The organism is Streptomyces sp. NPDC058685 (assembly GCF_042714725.1).
Taxonomy (GTDB): Bacteria; Actinomycetota; Actinomycetes; order Streptomycetales; family Streptomycetaceae; genus Streptomyces.
The window spans coordinates 146,875-164,991 of the sequence record NZ_JBHXSL010000010.1 but is presented as its reverse complement, the minus strand read 5'-3'; the positions used below and the strand labels follow the sequence as shown (position 1 = coordinate 164,991).

The window sequence follows — 18,117 nt, the reverse complement described above, 5'->3', positions numbered from 1 at the left end:
CACCCCTTCGGGGCAGAAATCGAACGATCGTTGTCTCGATCCCGGTGAGGCGCCCCGTCCGTGGAACGGCGCTCAGCCCGGTGGCATTCCTCAGCCCTGGTCGGGGCCGTCGTCGTCGCTCTGCTCCGTGTCCGGGCGGATGTCGATGCGCCAGCCGGTGAGACGGGCGGCCAGACGGGCGTTCTGCCCCTCCTTGCCGATCGCCAGTGACAGCTGGTAGTCGGGGACGGTCACCCGGGCCGAGCGCGCACCGAGGTCCACGACCTCGACCTTGCTGACACGGGCCGGCGAGAGGGCGTTGGCCACCATCTCGGCGGGGTCGTCCGACCAGTCCACGATGTCGATCTTCTCGCCGTGCAGCTCGGCCATGACGTTGCGGACCCGGCTGCCCATGGGGCCGATGCAGGCGCCCTTGGGGTTGAGTCCGGAACGGGTGGAGCGGACCGCGATCTTGGTGCGGTGACCGGCCTCGCGGGCGATCGCCGCGATCTCGACGCTGCCGTCCGCGATCTCCGGGACCTCCAGCGCGAAAAGCTTCTTCACCAGGTTGGGGTGGGTGCGCGAGAGCGTCACGGACGGGCCGCGCACACCCTTCGCCACCCGCACGACGTACGTGCGCAGACGCAGACCGTGGGTGTACTCCTCGCCCGGGACCTGCTCCTGCACCGGCAGGATCGCCTCGAGCTTGTCGTCCAGCTTGACGAGGACGTTCTTCGGGTCCTTGCCCTGCTGCACCATGCCGGCGACGACATCGCCCTCGCGGCGGGCGTACTCGCCGAAGGTGACGTCGTTCTCGGCGTCCCGCAGCCGCTGCTGGATGACCTGGCGGGCGGTGGTGGCGGCGATACGGCCGAAGTCCGAGGGAGTGTCGTCGAACTCCTTGGGCTCCTGGCCCTCCTCCAGATCGGCCTGCTCCTCCTTCGCCCACACGGTCACATGGCCGGTGTCGCGGCTGAGCACGACACGGGCGTGACGGCGGCTGCCGTCGGTGCGGTGGTACGCGATGAGGAGGGCCGACTCGATCGCCTCGACCAGCAGGTCGAAGGGGATCTCCTTCTCTTGTGCCAAGCCCTTCAGGAGCTTCACGTCGATGTCCACGGCTACGCCTCCTCTTCCTTCTTGTCCTTGCGGCTGAACTCGATCTCCACGCGAGCCTTGGCGATCTCGGCGAAGGCGACCCGGCGGGCGGTGGGCTTGCGGCCCTTCACGCCGGGCACCTCGAGGTCGAGCCCCTCGTCGTCCACGGCCAGGATGCGGGCCACCACGTCCCCGCCCTCGGTGAGTTGAAGCTTCACGAGCCTGCCGACGGCACGCACGTAGTGGCGGTGCTCGGTCAGGGGGCGGTCCGCGCCGGGCGAGCTCACTTCGAGGACGTACTCGTCCTCGCCCATGGCGTCGGTCTCGTCGAGCTTGGCGGAGATGGCGCGGCTCAGCTCGGCACAGGCGTCCAGCGTGGCGCCTTCGTCGGAGTCCACGATGATCCTCAGCATGCGACGCCGGCCGGCCCGGGACACCTCGATCTCTTCCAGATCCAGGTCCGCGGCGCTGACGAGCGGTTCCAGCAGCCCGCGCAGCCTCTCGCTCTGGGTGGTGCTCATCCGGGTGACTCCTCGGCCGCGTGTGCTGTTGTGGGATCGTCGCGTGTCAGATCAAAGGGTATCCGGTCCCGAGGGGTGTTGCCGTCCACCTGCACGGCACCCGCAGGTACGCTCGCCTGCGGCGATGATCACGAGATGCCGAGGGAGAGACGCGTGGGGCGCACGGGGACGACACGCAGACGTGCGCTCATGGCCACGGGTGCGGCCGCGGCGGCGGTGTTGACGGGTTGTTCGGACGGGCCGACCGCCGAGACCCGGACGTCCGGACCGGCGGCCGACCCGGCCCGGGCGGAGAAGGCCCTGCGCAGGCGCCTGGCCGCGGCGAGCGGGTCCCTGCGGGACCACTACGACGCCACCATCACGCAGCATCCGGCGCTGACCGCGCGGCTCACCCCGCTGCGTACAGCCGTCGCCGCGCACGTCGCCGCGCTCGGCGGGACGCCCCCGGTGGCCCTCGCGGCGCCGGTCCCGACGGTTCCGGCGGAAGCACTCGCCTCGCTCGCCAGTGCGGAGAAACGTGCCTGCGAGGCGCACACCGTCGCTCTGGACGAGGCCCCGCCCGAACTGGCCCGCCTGCTGGCATCGGTCGCCGCTGCGGGCGCGACGCACGTCTACCTGCTGACGAACGGGGCCGCGCGATGAGCACGGACGAGGTCCTGAAGGCCCTCCAGGCGGCACTCGCCGCGGAGCACGCCGCGGTCTACGGCTACGGGGTCGTCGGCGCCCGCGTCGGCGAGGCCCGCCGGGCCGAGGCCACCGCCGCGCACGGAGCGCACCGCGCCCGACGCGACGCGCTCGTCCGCACCGTGCGGGACCTCGGCGGCACGCCGGACGCGGCAGCAGCGGCGTACAGCCTGCCCTTCGCGGTTCCGGACTCGGCCGCGGCCGTGCGCCTGGCGGCGACGCTGGAGGACCGGGTCGCGGGCGTCTGCTCCGATCTCGTACGGGCCGCCGACGGCAAGCTGCGGCGCGAGGCCGCCGGGGCACTGCGGGAGGCGGCGGTGCGTGCCGTGCGCTGGCGCGGCAGCGGCGTAGCCTTTCCTGGGCTCGCCGAGCGGGCGGCCGGGCAGTGAAAGGGAAGCACACACGTGGGTTTTGAAGCGCCCCGGCGTCTGGTTCGGGCGCTCGGCGAGAGCGACGACTGGCTCGGGCTGCTGCCCGGGCTCACCGACGAGGCGGTGTCCCGGGAGGGGCTGGACGTCGAGCGGGTGATGGCACCGGGGGGCCGGAGCAGTCTGGTCGTCCTCGTACGCCTGGAGGACGGCACCCCGGCCGCGCTGAAGCTCGCCCCGCCGACGGCCGCGCCGTCCCTGGAACGGGCCGCGCTGGAGCACTGGGACGGCTGGGGCGCGGTCCGCCTGCTCGCGGCTCCCGGCGACGCGCTGCTGCTGGAGCGGCTGCACCCGGAGATGAGCCTGCGCTCGCTGCCGGAGGCGAAGGCGCTGCTGGAGGCGTCGGGGATCGTACGGCGTCTGTGGGTCGAGCCGCCCGCGGGCCACGGCTTCGAGTCGGTGGCGGACCGGACTGCGCGGCAGGCGGAGGCGATGCGGGTCTCGGCGGAGGCGTCGTCGGATACGTCGTCGGCGCTGGTGTCCGAGGCGCTCGCGGCCCGCGACGAACTGACCGCCGCGCCGCCGGAGACGCTGCTGCTGCACGGCAACTTCCGCCAGGGCAAGGTTCTCGCGGGCGACCGTACGCCGTGGCTGGCGGTGGGCCCGGAACCGCTGGTGGGTGAACGCGCCTACGACCTGGCGCGGCTGGTCCGCGACCGGGTGGAGGACCTGGTCGCCGCGTCCTCGGGGGCGTCGGCGGCCCGCCGCCGGGTGAACAAACTGGCCGACTCGCTGGAGGTGGACCCGGACCGGCTGCGGGGCTGGACGCTGTTCCGCGCGGTGGAGTCGGCGACGAGGGCGCAGTCGTCGGGCCGGGCGCAAGAGGCGGAAATGAGCCTGGAGTTCGCGAGCTGGCTCTGAGGGTCGCCGGCCCCGCCCCGGCGGGGTCCTTGTGCCGCCCGCACCGTCGCTGCCGCCAGGGCAACAGGCCGCACATCAAACCCCGCCGGCGATTGAGGCGCGGGGCCCGGGGCAGCGCCCCGCGAACCACCCGCACCCTCACCGCCGGGCACGCCCTACAGGCGTGTCCTCAATCGCCGGACGGGCTGAACTCGCCCCGCACACAGGGCCGGACAAGCCCAGCCGCGTCAGGGCAACAGGCCGCACATCAAGCCCCGCCGGCAACCGGCCGCACATTCCGCCCTCGCCAAGGCAACAGGCCGCACATCAAACCCCGCCGGCGATTGAGGCGCGGGGCCCGGGGCAGCGCCCCGCCAACCACCCGCACCATCACTACCGCGCACGCCCTACCGGCAGGTCCTCGCGCGCCGGGCGGGCCGGAATGGCGCACCCCCGTTCGCTCAGCCCCGCAGGCGCGCGATCGCCTCCGAGACCTCGAGCTCCTCCCGCTCCCCCGTGCGGCGGTCCTTCAGTTCCACCACGCCCTCCGCCGAGCGGCGACCCGCCACCAGGATCTTCGGGACTCCGATCAGCTCGGCGTCCGTGAACTTCACGCCCGGCGAGACCCCGGGACGCTCGTCCACCAGGACCCGCAGGCCCGCCGCCGCCAGCTGGTCGGCGACGTCCAGGGCGAGCTCCGTCTGGAGCGCCTTGCCCGCGGCGACCACGTGGACGTCCGCCGGGGCGATCTCCCGCGGCCAGCACAGGCCCTGCTCGTCCGCCGTCTGCTCGGCCAGTGCCGCCACCGCGCGCGAGACGCCGATGCCGTACGAGCCCATCGTCACCCGCGCCGGCTTGCCGTTCTGGCCGAGCACGTCGAGCTGGAAGGCGTCCGCGTACTTCCGGCCGAGCTGGAAGATGTGGCCGATCTCGATCGCGCGGTCGAGCTTGAGCCCCGTACCGCACTGCGGGCAGGGGTCGCCGTCCTGGACCACGACGACGTCGAGATAGTCGTCCACCTCGAAGTCGCGGCCCGCGACGACGTTGCGGGCGTGGGTGTCGGGCTTGTTCGCGCCGGTGATCCAGGCCGTGCCCCGGGCCACCCGCGGGTCGGCGATGTAGCGGACCTTCTCCAGGCCCTGCGGGCCGACGTAGCCGCGTACGAGGTCGGGCCGGCCGGTGAAGTCGTCCGCGGTGACGAGTTCCACGGTGGCGGGCGCGAGGTGGTCCGTCAGCTTGCCGAGGTCGACCTCGCGGTCACCGGGCACACCGACGGCGACGATCTCGCCGTCGACCTTGACCAGCAGGTTCTTCAGCGTCGCGGAGGCGGGCACCTCCAGGAGCGCGGCGAGCGTCTCGATGGTCGGGGTCTCGGGGGTGTCCAGCTCCTCCACCGCGGGGTGGTCACCGGAAGCCACCTGGGCGGCGAAGGTCACGGCCTCCGTGTTCGCGGCGTAGTCGCAGGACGGGCAGTACACGAAGGTGTCCTCGCCCGCGGCCGCCGGCGCCAGGAACTCCTCCGACGCGGAGCCGCCCATGGCTCCGGAGACGGCCGAGACGATGCGGTGGGAGAGCCCGAGCCGCTCGAAGATCTTGATGTACGCGGCGCGGTGCAGCGCGTACGACTCCGCCAGGCCCTCGTCGGTCGTGTCGAAGGAGTACGAGTCCTTCATCTGGAACTCACGGCCGCGCAGGATGCCCGAACGGGGACGCGCCTCGTCGCGGTACTTCGCCTGGATCTGGTAGAGGATCACCGGCAGGTCCTTGTAGGACGTGCACTGGTCCTTGACCAGCTGGGTGAAGATCTCCTCGTGCGTCGGGCCGAGCAGGTACTCCGCGCCCTTGCGGTCCTTGAGGCGGAACAGCTCCGCGCCGTACTCCTCCCAGCGGCCCGTCGCCTCGTAGGGCTCCTTGGGCAGCAGGGCCGGCAGCAGGACCTCCTGGGCGCCGATGGCGTCCATCTCCTCGCGCACGACGCGTGTGACGTTCTCCAGGACCCTCTTGCCGAGCGGCAGCCAGGACCAGATGCCCGCCGCGTTGCGCCGGACGTACCCGGCGCGGACGAGCAGCTTGTGGCTGAGCGTCTCGGCGTCCGCCGGGTCGTCGCGCAGTGTCTTGACCATCAGACGGGACATGCGCTGGACCTGGGCTGCCATGGGGAATTCTCCTGCGTCGTATGAGGATGCTGGCAGCGAGGTTATCCGGGCGGTGGCTGCGGGCGGAAATCAGTTCCCGCGGAGCAGGGGCAGCGGGGCGCCCATCACGGCGTAGGGACTGGGGGCGCTGGGGAACAGGACCTGGCGTGCGAGGTCCCGGTAGCCGAGCGAGCGGTAGAGGGCGCGGGCCGGGCTCTCGATGTCGATGGCGGAGAGGATCGACCGCGGCTGAAGGGCCCGGTCGGTGATCGTGGTGATCAGTTCGCGGCCGATGCCCTGGCCCTGGAAGGCGGGGTGGACGTGCAGTTCGGTGATGACGAAGGAGTCGTCGAGCCAGCCGTCGCTGTCGCCTCGCCGCAGATAGGGCTCGACGACGGTGGACCACCAGTGGGTGCGGTCGTTGGGCATGCCGTAGACGAAGCCGACGAGGCGCCCGTTGCCGCTGAGTGCGCCGAGGGCGCAGGCGCCGGGCTGGAGGAGGTGGCGGTCGACGATGTGGCGGCGGACCTCGACCTCGTCGTCGCTCAGCCCGAAGGCGAGGGCCTGCACCGCGAGGGCCTCGTCGATGCGCGCGGCCAGATCGACCGGTCCGACGGAGATGTCGGGGGTCCGGGGTGCGCCTCCGGGAAGTGCTGCCATGCGCGAACCCTACTTGCCGTCGCGCTCCGTCAGAACAGCACGCTCATGAAGGCTCCGACCTCACGGAAGCCGACGCGCCGGTACGACGCCCTGGCAGCGGTGTTGTAGTCGTTGACGTACAGGCTGACGACCGGGGCGACATCGGCGAGCGCGTAGCGCAGCACGGCCGCCATGCCCGTCTCGGACAGTCCCCGGCCGCGGAACTCCGGGTCCACCCACACCCCTTGGATCTGGCAGGCGTCGGTGGTCGCCGCGCCGATCTCGGCCTTGAAGACGACCCTGCCGTCCTCGATACGGGCGAACGACCGTCCCGCGGAGACGAGTTCGGCCACGCGAGCCTGGTAGAGCAGTCCGCCGTCGCCCGCCATCGGGGAGATGCCGACCTCCTCGGTGAACATGGCCACGCACGCGGGCATGATCACTTCCATCTCGTCCTTGCGGATGCGGCGGACGTGCGGGTCGGGCTCGATGTCGTCGGGGACCTGCTCGGTGACCATGAGCGGCTGGTTGGCGCGTACGTCCCTGGCGGGGCCCCAGCTCGGTTCGAGCAGCCGCCACAGCTGGGCGGTGGGGTCGGCGGGGCCGACGATGGACGAGCAGCGGCGGCCGGCTCTGCGGGCCCGGTCGGCGAAGGCGCGTACGGCTTCGGGTCCGGCGCAGATCGGCACGAGGTTGGCGCCGGAATAGCAGAGCGAGCGGAGCCGCCCGTCCGCGTACCAGCCCCACATCTCGCCGCCGAGGCGCCAGGGGTCGAGCCCGGCGACCTGGACCCGGGACGCCACGAAGGCGTTCGTCACGGGCTCGCTCTCGAGGACGGCGAGCGCTGCGCCGAGGTCGCTGGGTTCAAGGACCCGGGTGGTGGTCTGCGTCAACACGAGGGGCCTCACCATACGGTCTGCTGATCTCCGAACTGTACCTGGCGGGTACCCCGGGTGCCGAGCTCAGCAACAGGCCCCGGTGCACGACACTGCGTGCCCGGGGCCGATGGCGCCTGTCAGCTGACCGAGACCTCGGGTTCGCCGGACATGACGCCGTCCTTCTCCATCTGTTCGGCGATCTTCAGCGCCTCTTCGATGAGGGTCTCCACGATCTTCGACTCGGGCACCGTCTTGATGACCTCGCCCTTGACGAAGATCTGACCCTTGCCATTGCCGGACGCCACACCCAGATCGGCCTCACGGGCCTCACCCGGGCCATTCACCACACAGCCCATGACCGCGACCCGCAGAGGCACCTCCATACCCTCCAGACCCGCCGTCACCTCATCCGCCAGCTTGTACACATCCACCTGCGCCCGACCGCACGACGGACACGACACGATCTCCAGCCGGCGCTGACGCAGATTGAGCGCCTCCAGAATCTGGATACCGACCTTGACCTCCTCCGCCGGCGGCGCCGACAGAGAAACCCGGATCGTGTCCCCGATCCCCTCACTCAGCAGCGCACCGAACGCCACCGCCGACTTGATCGTGCCCTGGAACGCCGGACCCGCCTCCGTCACACCCAGATGCAGCGGATAGTCCGACTGCGCCGCCAGCTGCCGGTAGGCGTTGACCATCACGACCGGGTCGTTGTGCTTCACCGAGATCTTGATGTCCCGGAAACCGTGCTCCTCGAACAGCGACGCCTCCCACAGCGCCGACTCCACCAGCGCCTCCGGCGTCGCCTTGCCGTACTTCGCCAGCAGCCGCGCATCCAGCGAACCCGCGTTCACCCCGATCCGGATCGGGGTCCCCGCATCACCCGCCGCCCGCGCGATCTCCTTCACCTTGTCGTCGAACTGCTTGATGTTGCCCGGGTTCACCCGCACCGCCGCACAACCCGCGTCGATCGCCGCGAACACATACTTCGGCTGAAAATGAATGTCCGCGATCACCGGGATCTGCGACTTCCGGGCGATCGTCGACAACGCGTCCGCATCATCCTGCGTCGGACACGCCACCCGCACGATCTGGCAACCGGACGCGGTCAGTTCAGCGATCTGCTGCAGCGTGGCACCGATGTCCGACGTCCTGGTCGTCGTCATCGACTGCACGGAGACGGGGGCGTCGCCACCGACGGCGACGGTGCCGACCTGGATCTTCCGGCTCACCCGGCGGTCGGCGAGCTTGGTCGGAACGGATGGCATACCGAGAGAAATCGCGGTCATCTGCTGTGCAACCCCAAGGAGTGGATCGAGGTCCCGAGATCGGCGGGCTCCAGCAGTCGAGATTACGGCACCCGGGTTGTCGTCAGCACATCGCGCAGGCAAACACCCCGAAAAGGTGAGCGGCCGGACACATGGGGTGTCCGGCCGTCTCCGTACCTGTCCGCCGCGGCGGATCCGCTCAGCTGATCTTGACGGGGTTGACGATGTCGGCGACCAGGACGAGCAGGGTGAAGCAGATGAAGATGCCCGCGACCACGTAGGCGACCGGCATCAGCTTGGCCACGTCGAAGGGGCCGGGATCGGGGCGCCGGAACAGCTTGGCGAGATTGCGGCGTACGGACTCCCACAGGGCGCCCGCGATATGACCGCCGTCCAGCGGCAGCAGCGGCAGCATGTTGAACAGGAACAGCGACAGGTTGAAGCCGGCGAGCAGCATCATGAACATCGCGATCAGGTTCTGTGCCGGTGCGTCGAGGTTCATCACCTCACCGCTGATCCGGGCCGCGCCGACCACGCCCACCGGGGAGTCGTCCTTGCGGTCGCCGTCGCTGAAGGCGGCGTTCCACAGGTCCGGGACCTTGGCGGGCAGCGCCACCATGGACTCGACGCCGTTCTCGATCATGTCGCCCATGCGGTCGACCGAATCGGGGAAGGACAGCGGCAGGATCTCGGTCTTGGCGGCGAAGCCGAGGTAGCCCGCGGGGACGTACTGCCCGGGGACGACCTCGCCGTCGGCGTTCTTCTTGGCCACCGAGTTCTTGGCGAGCGTGGCCTCGAGGACCTGTTCCTGTCCGCCGCGCTCGACGGTGATGGTGGCCGGGCCGATGGTCTCGCGGATGCGGTTCGACAGGGTGGCCCAGTCGTCGACCGGCTTGCCGTTGAAGGCGACGATCTTGTCGCCCGTCTTCAGCCCGGCGGCCTCGGCGGGCGAGACCGGGTCGCCCTTGGCGCAGGTGTCGCGGTTCTCGCTCTGGGAGATCACGCACTTCTGGACCCCGGCGACCTCGGTGGTCTGGGTCGCGAAGCCGAAGGTCATCGCGACCCCGAGGAAGATCGCGACGGCGAGGATCAGGTTCATGAACGGCCCGGCGAACATCACGATCACGCGCTTCCAGGGCTTGCGCGTGTAGAACAGCCGCTTCTCGTCCCCGGGCTTCAGTTCCTCGAAGGCCGCCGAGCGGGCGTCCTCGATCATTCCGCGCCAGGGCGATGTCGACCGCGCCTCCAGCCGGCCGTCCTCGCCGGGCGGGAACATCCCGATCATGCGGATGTAGCCGCCCATGGGGATGGCCTTGATGCCGTACTCCGTCTCACCCTTGTGCCGCGACCAGATGGTCGGCCCGAAGCCGACCATGTACTGGGGGACGCGGATGCCGAAGAGCTTGGCCGTGGAGAGGTGGCCGAGCTCGTGCCAGGCGATGGAGATCAGCAGCCCCACTGCGAAGAGAGCTATGCCGAGGACCGTCAACAGAATCGTCATGCGCGAGCCTCCGCCGTAGCCTTCACTGCCAGTTCCCGGGCCCTCGCCCGGGCCCAGGTCTCCGCTTCCAGGACGTCCGACACCGTCAGCCGGGTTCCCTCGGCGGGCACTCCGTGCTCGGTGACGACTTCGGTGACCGTATCCAGGATTCCGTTGAACGGCAGCCGCCCTGCGAGAAACGCGTCGACGCACTCCTCGTTCGCGGCATTGAACACCGCCGGTGCCGTACCGCCCAGCTGCCCCACGTGCCGGGCGAGTCCGACGGACGGGAACGCCTCGGTGTCCAGCGGGAAGAACTCCCAGGTCGACGCCGTGGTCCAGTCGAAGGCCGGGGCCGCGCCCGGGACCCGCTCGGGCCAGCCGATGCCGACGGCGATCGGTCCGCGCATGTCGGGCGGGGTGGCCTGGGCGATGGTCGATCCGTCCGTGAACTCCACCATCGAGTGGACATAGGACTGAGGGTGGACGACGACCTCGATGCGGTCGAACGGGATGTCGTAGAGGAGGTGCGCCTCGATGACCTCCAGTCCCTTGTTGACCAGCGTCGCGCTGTTGATGGTGATCACCGGGCCCATCGCCCAGGTGGGGTGCGCGAGGGCGTCGTCGGGGGTGACGTTCGCCAGTTCCGCGCGGGTCCGGCCGCGGAAGGGGCCGCCCGACGCGGTGACGACGAGCTTGCGCACGTCGGCCCGGGTGCCCGCGGCGAGTGCCTGGAAGAGGGCGGCGTGCTCGGAGTCGACCGGGATGATCTGGCCGGGCGCGGCGAGCGCCTTCACCAGCGGCCCGCCGACGATGAGCGACTCCTTGTTGGCGAGGGCGAGGGTGCGACCCGCCTCCAGCGCGGCAAGGGTCGGGGCCAGGCCGATGGAACCGGTGATGCCGTTGAGCACGGTGTGGCAGGCGGATGCGGCGAGCTGGGTGGCGGCGTCCGGCCCGGCCAGGATCTCCGGCAGGGGCTCGGTGCCGTACTGCCCCGCGAGCGCCTCGCGCAGCGCGGGCACGGCGTCCTCGCGTGCCACGGCGACCGTGTCGACCCGCAGCTGCCGGGCCTGCTCGGCCAGGAGCCCGACCCGCCCGCCGGCGGCGGAGAGTGCGGTGACGCGGAAGCGGTCGGGATTGCGCAGGACCAGGTCGATGGCCTGCGTGCCGATGGACCCGGTGGAGCCGAGGACGACGATGTCCCGGCGGCCTTCGGACGGATCGAAGGCGATATGGGGATCGGCGAGAGGGGATGGGCTGTCGCTCATCCCCCCATTGTGGCCGCAACTGCTGTGCGGTCGGACAGTGCGTCCCGCGAACCGGCGCCCGAGCCGGGATGACCGGGGGGCCGTGGGCACGGCCGCACCCCGGACGCGGTCGGCGCGTCGGTGCCCCGGCCGCCGCTGATCCGGAGATCGACGACGGCCGGGGCACCGGGCGCGCACGGGTCAGCGGATGGGGCGGTGGACGTTCTCCCGCTGCGCCGGGCCCGGGGTCGCGTCCGCGATCCAGGGACCTTCGCCGCTCGGGTCGACGATGCCCTCCTCCAGCCAGGTGTACGTGCCGGACAGCACACCGCCCACGACCTTGTTGTCGAGGTCGTCGGTGTTCGACCACAGACGGGTGAAGAGTTCCTCGACCCGGATGCGGGACTGCCGGCAGAACACGTCGGCCAGCTGGTACGCCTCACGGCCGTGCGCCTCGGTGGTACGCAGCAGTTCGGCGCGTACGCAGGCCGCGCTCATCGCGAACAGCTCGGCTCCGATGTCGACGATCCGGCCGAGGAAGCCCTGCTTCGTCTCCATGCGGCCCTGCCAGCGGGACATCGCGTAGAACGTCGACCGGGCGAGCTTGCGGGCCGAACGTTCGACATAGCGCAGGTGTCCGGACAGGTCCGGGTGTCCGGGCGGGTGGAACTCGTTGTACGTGCGGGGCAGTTGACCCGGACCGGTGACCAGCTTCGGCAGCCAGCGGGCGTAGAAGGCCGCCGCGTTGGCGCCGGCCCTCGCCTTGTCGCCGAGCGTCTTGTCGGGGTCGATGATGTCCCCGGCCACGGCGAGATGGGCGTCGACCGCCTCGCGGGCGATCAGCAGATGCATGATCTCGGTGGAGCCCTCGAAGATGCGGTTGATGCGAAGGTCGCGCAGCAACTGCTCGGCGGGGACGGCCCGTTCGCCGCGCGCCGCCAGCGAGTCGGCGGTCTCGAAGCCACGGCCGCCGCGGATCTGCACCAGCTCGTCGGCCATCAGCCAGGCCATCTCGGAGCCGTAGAGCTTGGCGAGCGCCGCTTCGATTCGGATGTCGTTGCGGTCCTCGTCGGCCATCTGCGACGAGAGGTCGAGCACCGCCTCCAGCGCGAAGGTGGTCGCCGCGATGAAGGAGATCTTCGCGCCGACGGCCTCGTGCTTGGCGACCGGCCTGCCCCACTGCTCGCGCACCGCCGACCACTCACGGGCGATCTTCAGGCACCACTTGCCCGCTCCGACGCACATCGCGGGCAGCGAGAGCCGGCCGGTGTTGAGCGTGGTGAGGGCGATCTTGAGTCCGGCGCCCTCGGCGCCGATGCGGTTGGCGGCCGGGACCCGGACCTGGTGGAAGCGCGTGACGCCGTTCTCCAGGCCGCGCAGGCCCATGAAGGCGTTGCGGTTCTCGACGGTGATGCCCTCGCTCGCGGCCTCGACGACGAAGGCGGTGATGCCGCCCTTGTGCCCCTCGGACTTGGGCACACGGGCCATCACGACGAGGAGGTCGGCGACGACGCCGTTGGTGGTCCAGAGCTTGACGCCGTCGAGGATGTAGTCGTCGCCGTCGGGGACGGCCGTGGTGGCGAGCCGGGCGGGGTCCGAGCCGACGTCCGGCTCGGTCAGCAGGAAGGCGGAGATATCGGTACGGGCAAGGCGCGGCAGGAACGCGTCCTTCTGCTCCTGCGTGCCGAAGATCTTCAGGGGCTGCGGTACGCCGATGGACTGGTGCGCCGAGAGGAGCGCGCCGATGGCGGGGTTGGCGGAGCCGACGAGCGCCAGGGCCTTGTTGTAGTACACCTGGGTGAGGCCGAGGCCGCCGTACTTGATGTCGATCTTCATGCCGAGGGCGCCGAGCTCCTTGAGCCCGTTGATCACCTCGTCGGGGATCCGTGCCTCGCGCTCGATGAGCGCGCCGTCGATCCGGGTCTCGCAGAAGTCGCGCAGTTTCGCGAGGAATTCCTCGCCGCGGCGGGCGTCCTCGCCGGCGGGCATGGGATGGGGATGGATCAGGTCGAGCCGGAAGCGGCCCAGGAAGAGTTCCTTGGCGAAGCTCGGCTTGCGCCAGTCCTTCTCGCGCGCGGCTTCGGCGACCTGTCGTGCTTCACGCTCGCTGACCTTGGGACGGTTTTTCTCGAGTGGTGCGGTCATGAGGCTCACCTCGCCGCGAGTCGGGGCCGGGGGCATGGGCCGGGGCACGGAAGCGCCTTTACCGGCCGGTGCTACTCGTTCGTAGTACCCGATTACCGCGCGCTCCACCAGTCCGCGTGCCGTACCGAAAGCCCCGTACGACGGGGTACGGGAACGGCCGGAGCCCCCGCACAGTGGGCTCCGGCCGTGGTCGGTGACGTACGGGCGCTACAGGGCCAGTCCAGTGAGGACCAGAACCCGCTCGTACGTGTAGTCGTCCATCGCGAAGGCCACGCCCTCGCGGCCGACACCGGACTGCTTGGCTCCGCCGTACGGCATCTGGTCCGCGCGGTAGGACGGCACGTCGCCGACGATCACGCCGCCGACCTCCAGGGCGCGGTGGGCGCGGAAGGCGGTCTGCACGTCGTGCGTGAACACACCCGCCTGAAGGCCGTACTTGGAGTCGTTGACGGCGGCGAAGGCCTCGGCCTCGCCGTCCACCTTGCGGATGGTGAGGACGGGTCCGAAGACCTCCTCGCAGGCGATGGTGGAGTCGGCGGGGACGTCGGCGAGGACGGTCGGCGCGTACGACGCACCGTCACGCTTGCCGCCGGCCAGGAGCGTGGCGCCGGCCTGCACGGCCTCGTCGACCCAGGCCTCGACCCGCTTCGCGGCGTCCTCGCTGACGAGGGGGCCGACATCGGTGGCGTCGTCGGACGGGTCACCGGTGACCTGGGCCTCGACCGCCGCGACGATCTTCGGGACCAGGCGGTCGTGCACGGAGGCGTCGGCGATCACGCGCTGCACGGAGATGCAGGACTGCCCGCCCTGGTAGTTGGAGAAGGTGGCGATACGGGTCGCCGCCCAGTCCAGGTCCATCTCGGAGGCGAAGTCGCCGAGGACCACGGCCGCGCCGTTGCCGCCGAGCTCCAGGGTGCAGTGCTTGCGCGGCACGGAGTCCATGATCGCGAAGCCGACCTTGTCGGAACCGGTGAAGGAGATGACCGGCAGCCGCTCGTCCTGGACGAGGGCGGGCATCTTGTCGTTCGGCACCGGCAGCACGGACCAGGAGCCCGCGGGCAGCTCGGTCTCGGCGAGCAGCTCGCCGATGATCAGGCCGGAGAGCGGGGTGGCGGGCGCGGGCTTGAGGATGATCGGGGCGCCGACCGCGATCGCCGGGGCGATCTTGTGCGCGCAGAGGTTCAGCGGGAAGTTGAACGGCGCGATACCGAGGACGACACCCTTGGGGAAACGACGGGTGAGCGCGAGACGGCCCTGACCGCCGGCGTCGGTGTCCAGGCGCTGGGCCTCGCCGCCGTTGAAGCGGCGGGCCTCCTCGGCGGCGAACCGGAAGACGGACACGGCACGGCCGACCTCGCCGCGGGCCCACTTGACGGGCTTGCCGTTCTCGGCGGAGATCAGCTGGGCGATCTCCTCGGTGCGCTCGACGAGCCGGCGCGACACGTGGTCGAGGGCGGCGGCGCGTACGTGGGCGGGGGTGGCGGCGAACTCGTCGCGCACGGCGTACGCGGCGGCGACCGCCTCCTCGACCTGGGCCTCGGTCGGGACGGAGACCTGACCGACGAGCCGTCCGTCCCAGGGGGAGGTGACGTCGAAGGTGGCCTCACCGGTGGCCTGACGGCCGGCGAGCCAGAAGGCGTGGGTGGAAGTCATGTCCCGGCCCTTCCGAGATAGATGGGGATGTCTGCGCCCCACGGTAGGGGCGGAAGGCCGTCCTGGCGTTTGTCCGCGATGGAGTGTTGGTGTGGCCGCCCCCGCCGCTTTGTCGTGCCGGTGGCGACCCCCGCGGGCGGACGCGGCGAACGGTCCGTGCGGATCGTGCGACGGCAGAACCCGCCGTTCCCTGCCACCACCCCCGTCTCACCGCCGACGTTCCGTCGACACGATCAGGCACACCCCCGCCACCACCACCCCTCCGCCCAGCGCGATCGGCCACGACAGCTCCTCGTTCAGGATCAGCGCGCCCAGCAGCACCGCCACCACCGGGTTGACGTAGGCGTACGTCGCCACCAGCGACAGGGGCGCCGAGTGCAGCAGCCACGCGTACGCGGTGAACGCCACGATCGAGCCGAACACCACCAGATACGCGAGCGCCGTCCAGGAGCGGGCCGAGACCTCGCCGAGGACGAAGCCATGCTGCTCGCCCCGGCCGAGACCGACCAGCGCGCAGCCGATGCCGCCCGCGACCATCTCGTACGCACTCGCCGCGAACGGGTTCGCCGGCATCGGGATGCGCGACGAGGAGAACGAGCCGACCGACCACATCACGGTCGCGACGATCACCGTGAGGACTCCCCACAGCCGTACGTCACCGCTGAGTCCGGGCAGCGTCAGGACCGCCAGGCCCGCCAGTCCGAGGAGGACGCCGCAGTACGCCCCGAGGCCCGGCCGTTCGCCGGACGCCCGGCGCAGCACGACCACCCAGGCCGGTACGACGGCGATCAGCAGTGCCGCGAGGCCCGAGGGAACGGACGTCTCGGCGAGGACGACGAGGCCGTTGCCGCCGAGCAGGAGCAGCAGACCGACCATCGCCGCCGACGCCAGCTGCCTGCGGGTGACCCTGAGCGCGGACGCGCCCTGCCGCCAGGCCACGAGCGCCCCGAGGACGAGGCCCGCGACGACGAAGCGCGCGCCGGCGGACAGGAAGGGCGGCATCGTTTCGACGACGATGCGGATGCCGAGGTAGGTGGAGCCCCAGACGACGTACACGATGGCGAGCGCCGCCCAGACGGCTCCGGAGATGCGGCGGTCGGGGCCGGAAACCCCGTCGACCCCGGTTCCGGCCCCGGCGCCGGCGAGAGTTTCGGCAGAGGTGCAGGCAGCGGATGTGCCGGATGAGGCAGCGCGTCGTGTCATCGGTCCTTCTCGTCCCTGGACGGCGCGCAGGAACCCCCGACGCCGGCGACCACGAGGCAGGACACTAGGCATTTCGACGACGGAGTGCCAGATTTTTGCCCGAGTTCGGGCACCGAAACGGGAAATCCTTCAAGGAGTGGCCGAATTCCGCGAGTTCGGGAGTCCGGGAGTCCGGGAGTCCGGGAGTCCAGGAATCCGGGAATCCGGGGATCCGGGAGTCCAAGGGCTCGGGCCGTCCGCCCACCCGGAACGGCCGACGGTTCAGGCGGAACCGGCCGACGTCTTCAGGGCCAGCCACAACTCCATCCGCACGTCCGGGTCGTCCAGGGACCGCCCGAGGATCTCCTCCACCCGCCGCATCCGGTACCGCAAGGTGTGCCGGTGCACGCCCAGGTCCGCCGCCGCCGCATCCCACTGGCCGTGCCGCGAGAGCCACGCCCGCAGCGAGGCCACCAGATCGCCCCGCCCGGTCGCGTCGTGCTCGTAGAGCGCCCGCAGCATGCCGTCCGCGAACGCCCGCACCGCGTCGTCCGCGAGCAGCGGGAGGATCGATCCCGCGGCCAGTTCCTCGTGCTCGACGAGGGCCCGGCCACGCCGCCGGGCGACGGAGAGCGCCTGCTCGCACTGCTTGTAGGCGCCCGCAGCCGCTATCGGTCCGGTGGGGGCCGAGAGCCCGACGACCAGCGCGGCGTCGTCGGCCTCCTGCTCGCCGTACGCCGCCGTGCAGGCGGTGACCACGGCGCCGCCGTCCGCGGCCAGCACCACCAGCCGGTCCTCCGTGTCCGGCACCGCGAGCACCGGCTCGGCCGCCCGCGCCGCCGCCGATTCCAGCATGTCGGCGAAGACCTGGAGGGGCTGCTCCGCGCCCGGCGCCTGCTCCCCCGCGGGCTCGGCGATCAGCAGCCGGAAGGGGGCGTCGAGCAGCCCGCCGTAGAGGTCTCCGGCAACCCCGCGCGCATGGTCGGGCTGACCGGACAGCAGCATCCGCAGCACCGCGGCGCCGAGCCGCTGCTCCGCCTCCTGGAACGCGCGCGAGCGCTCCGTGGACAGGGTGAGCAGGGCGACGGCCGAGTGCACGGCGTACCGCGACGCGGTGCCCAGCGGCGCGCCGGTGCCCACGGCGAGCGCTCCCCGCACCCGCCGTCCGCTGCCGAGCGACTGGAGTTCCACGCGGTCGTCGTCGGTGTCGCCGACGACCGCGCTCGCGGGGGCCGCCCGCTCCCGCAGCCGTTCCACGTCCCCGGTGAGCCGGGCCGCCCGCCGCGCGGCCCACTCGGGCGAGGCCGCGACGACGGAACCCGAGGCGTCGTACAGCGCGGCCCAGCCGTCGACATGGGCGGCCAGCTTGGCGACGACCGCGCCAGGGCCCTCGGCCAGCGCCGCCCGGGTCAGCTCCCGCTGGGCCTCGAAGCCTGCGGTCACCGCGCGGTACTGGTCGGCCGCGATCGCCGCGGAGACCGCCTTGCTGATGGCGAGAAAGGGCGTCCGGCGCGGTACGGCGAGGAGCGGGAAGTCCTCCTCCTTCGCCGCGTCGAGCAGCGCGTCCGGGATGTCCTCGTAGTACACGCCGACCGCGAAGCCGAGCCCGACGACGCCGGCGCCCACCAGCCTGCGCACATAGCGGCGCATGGCCTCGGGGTCCTCGGCGTCCAGGGTCATCGCCGTGACGAGCAGCAGCTCGCCGCCCTCCATGTACGGCACGGGGTCGGCGAGCTCGCTGACGTGTGCCCAGCGCACAGGCGTCTCGAGCCGGTCCTCCCCGGAGCGCACGGTGAGTTTGAGCGCCGAGTGCTGGACGAGCGAGGCGAGCGTGGGCGGCATGGGACTTCTCGGCCCTTCGAGCAGCGATGAATTTCGCCGTCCCGTATGAACGGCGTACTTCGATTCTGCCAGGGCGTAGCAGTACGGGCTCCGCG

General features: G+C 71.3%; 15 protein-coding genes. 3 read left to right on the top strand and 12 right to left on the bottom strand.

Annotation, left to right across the window (positions count from 1 at the left end):
• Positions 1–90 precede the first annotated feature (90 nt).
• The gene (gene nusA / locus ACFWU3_RS12545) at positions 91–1,098 is read right to left on the bottom strand and encodes a transcription termination factor NusA (RefSeq protein ID WP_384435121.1); all 1,008 of its coding nucleotides are present in this window, start codon (positions 1,096–1,098) and stop codon (positions 91–93) included.
• Between the two features lie 2 nt (positions 1,099–1,100).
• A complete protein-coding gene (gene rimP, locus ACFWU3_RS12540; RefSeq protein ID WP_313943776.1) occupies positions 1,101–1,598 on the bottom strand; it encodes a ribosome maturation factor RimP in 498 nt (165 codons plus the stop codon).
• 153 nt (positions 1,599–1,751) lie between these two features.
• On the opposite strand from rimP, the gene ACFWU3_RS12535 reads away from it, so the two are divergent.
• From ACFWU3_RS12535 to ACFWU3_RS12525, 3 genes are read left to right on the top strand one after another with little or no spacing between them, the layout of a single operon-like run.
• Positions 1,752–2,240 (top strand): hypothetical protein, encoded by a 489-nt coding sequence (locus tag ACFWU3_RS12535; RefSeq protein WP_384435118.1) that lies wholly within the window; start codon positions 1,752–1,754, stop codon positions 2,238–2,240.
• The gene (locus ACFWU3_RS12530; RefSeq protein WP_384435115.1) at positions 2,237–2,671 is read left to right on the top strand and encodes a ferritin-like domain-containing protein; all 435 of its coding nucleotides are present in this window, start codon (positions 2,237–2,239) and stop codon (positions 2,669–2,671) included. The genes ACFWU3_RS12535 and ACFWU3_RS12530 overlap by 4 nt, the downstream gene beginning before the upstream one ends.
• 15 nt (positions 2,672–2,686) lie before the next feature.
• Positions 2,687–3,571 carry an aminoglycoside phosphotransferase family protein gene (locus ACFWU3_RS12525; RefSeq protein WP_384435112.1) on the top strand — a complete coding sequence of 295 codons (885 nt, stop codon included), beginning with the start codon at positions 2,687–2,689 and terminating at the stop codon, positions 3,569–3,571.
• Positions 3,572–4,011: 440 nt separating this feature from the next.
• Here ACFWU3_RS12525 and ACFWU3_RS12520 read toward each other — a convergent pair whose 3' ends face one another.
• The 10 genes from ACFWU3_RS12520 to ACFWU3_RS12475 all read right to left on the bottom strand — a co-directional run bounded on the left by ACFWU3_RS12520 (position 4,012) and on the right by ACFWU3_RS12475 (position 18,022).
• Positions 4,012–5,706 carry a proline--tRNA ligase gene (locus ACFWU3_RS12520; RefSeq protein WP_384435110.1) on the bottom strand — a complete coding sequence of 565 codons (1,695 nt, stop codon included), beginning with the start codon at positions 5,704–5,706 and terminating at the stop codon, positions 4,012–4,014.
• 69 nt (positions 5,707–5,775) lie between these two features.
• Positions 5,776–6,345 carry a GNAT family N-acetyltransferase gene (locus ACFWU3_RS12515; RefSeq protein WP_384435107.1) on the bottom strand — a complete coding sequence of 190 codons (570 nt, stop codon included), beginning with the start codon at positions 6,343–6,345 and terminating at the stop codon, positions 5,776–5,778.
• A gap of 29 nt (positions 6,346–6,374) precedes the next feature.
• Complete coding sequence (locus tag ACFWU3_RS12510) at positions 6,375–7,235, bottom strand: GNAT family N-acetyltransferase (protein WP_384435104.1); 861 nt, start codon at positions 7,233–7,235, stop codon at positions 6,375–6,377.
• Positions 7,236–7,339: 104 nt separating this feature from the next.
• Entirely contained in the window at positions 7,340–8,494 is a 1,155-nt protein-coding gene (gene ispG / locus ACFWU3_RS12505) for a flavodoxin-dependent (E)-4-hydroxy-3-methylbut-2-enyl-diphosphate synthase (protein ID WP_384435102.1), read from the bottom strand.
• Between the two features lie 178 nt (positions 8,495–8,672).
• On the bottom strand, positions 8,673–9,974 hold the full coding sequence (locus ACFWU3_RS12500; RefSeq protein ID WP_313943784.1) for a site-2 protease family protein: 1,302 nt from the start codon (positions 9,972–9,974) through the stop codon (positions 8,673–8,675).
• Positions 9,971–11,221, bottom strand: coding sequence for a 1-deoxy-D-xylulose-5-phosphate reductoisomerase (gene dxr / locus ACFWU3_RS12495; protein WP_313943785.1), 1,251 nt, complete (start codon positions 11,219–11,221; stop codon positions 9,971–9,973). The genes ACFWU3_RS12500 and dxr overlap by 4 nt, the downstream gene beginning before the upstream one ends.
• A 180-nt stretch (positions 11,222–11,401) precedes the next feature.
• Positions 11,402–13,345 carry an acyl-CoA dehydrogenase family protein gene (locus ACFWU3_RS12490; protein WP_384435098.1) on the bottom strand — a complete coding sequence of 648 codons (1,944 nt, stop codon included), beginning with the start codon at positions 13,343–13,345 and terminating at the stop codon, positions 11,402–11,404.
• Positions 13,346–13,552: 207 nt separating this feature from the next.
• On the bottom strand, positions 13,553–14,998 hold the full coding sequence (locus ACFWU3_RS12485) for an aldehyde dehydrogenase family protein (RefSeq protein WP_384435095.1): 1,446 nt from the start codon (positions 14,996–14,998) through the stop codon (positions 13,553–13,555).
• Positions 14,999–15,205: 207 nt separating this feature from the next.
• A complete protein-coding gene (locus ACFWU3_RS12480) occupies positions 15,206–16,201 on the bottom strand; it encodes an EamA family transporter (RefSeq protein WP_384435092.1) in 996 nt (331 codons plus the stop codon).
• Positions 16,202–16,462: 261 nt separating this feature from the next.
• Positions 16,463–18,022, bottom strand: coding sequence for a PucR family transcriptional regulator (locus tag ACFWU3_RS12475; RefSeq protein ID WP_384435089.1), 1,560 nt, complete (start codon positions 18,020–18,022; stop codon positions 16,463–16,465).
• Positions 18,023–18,117 lie beyond the last annotated feature (95 nt).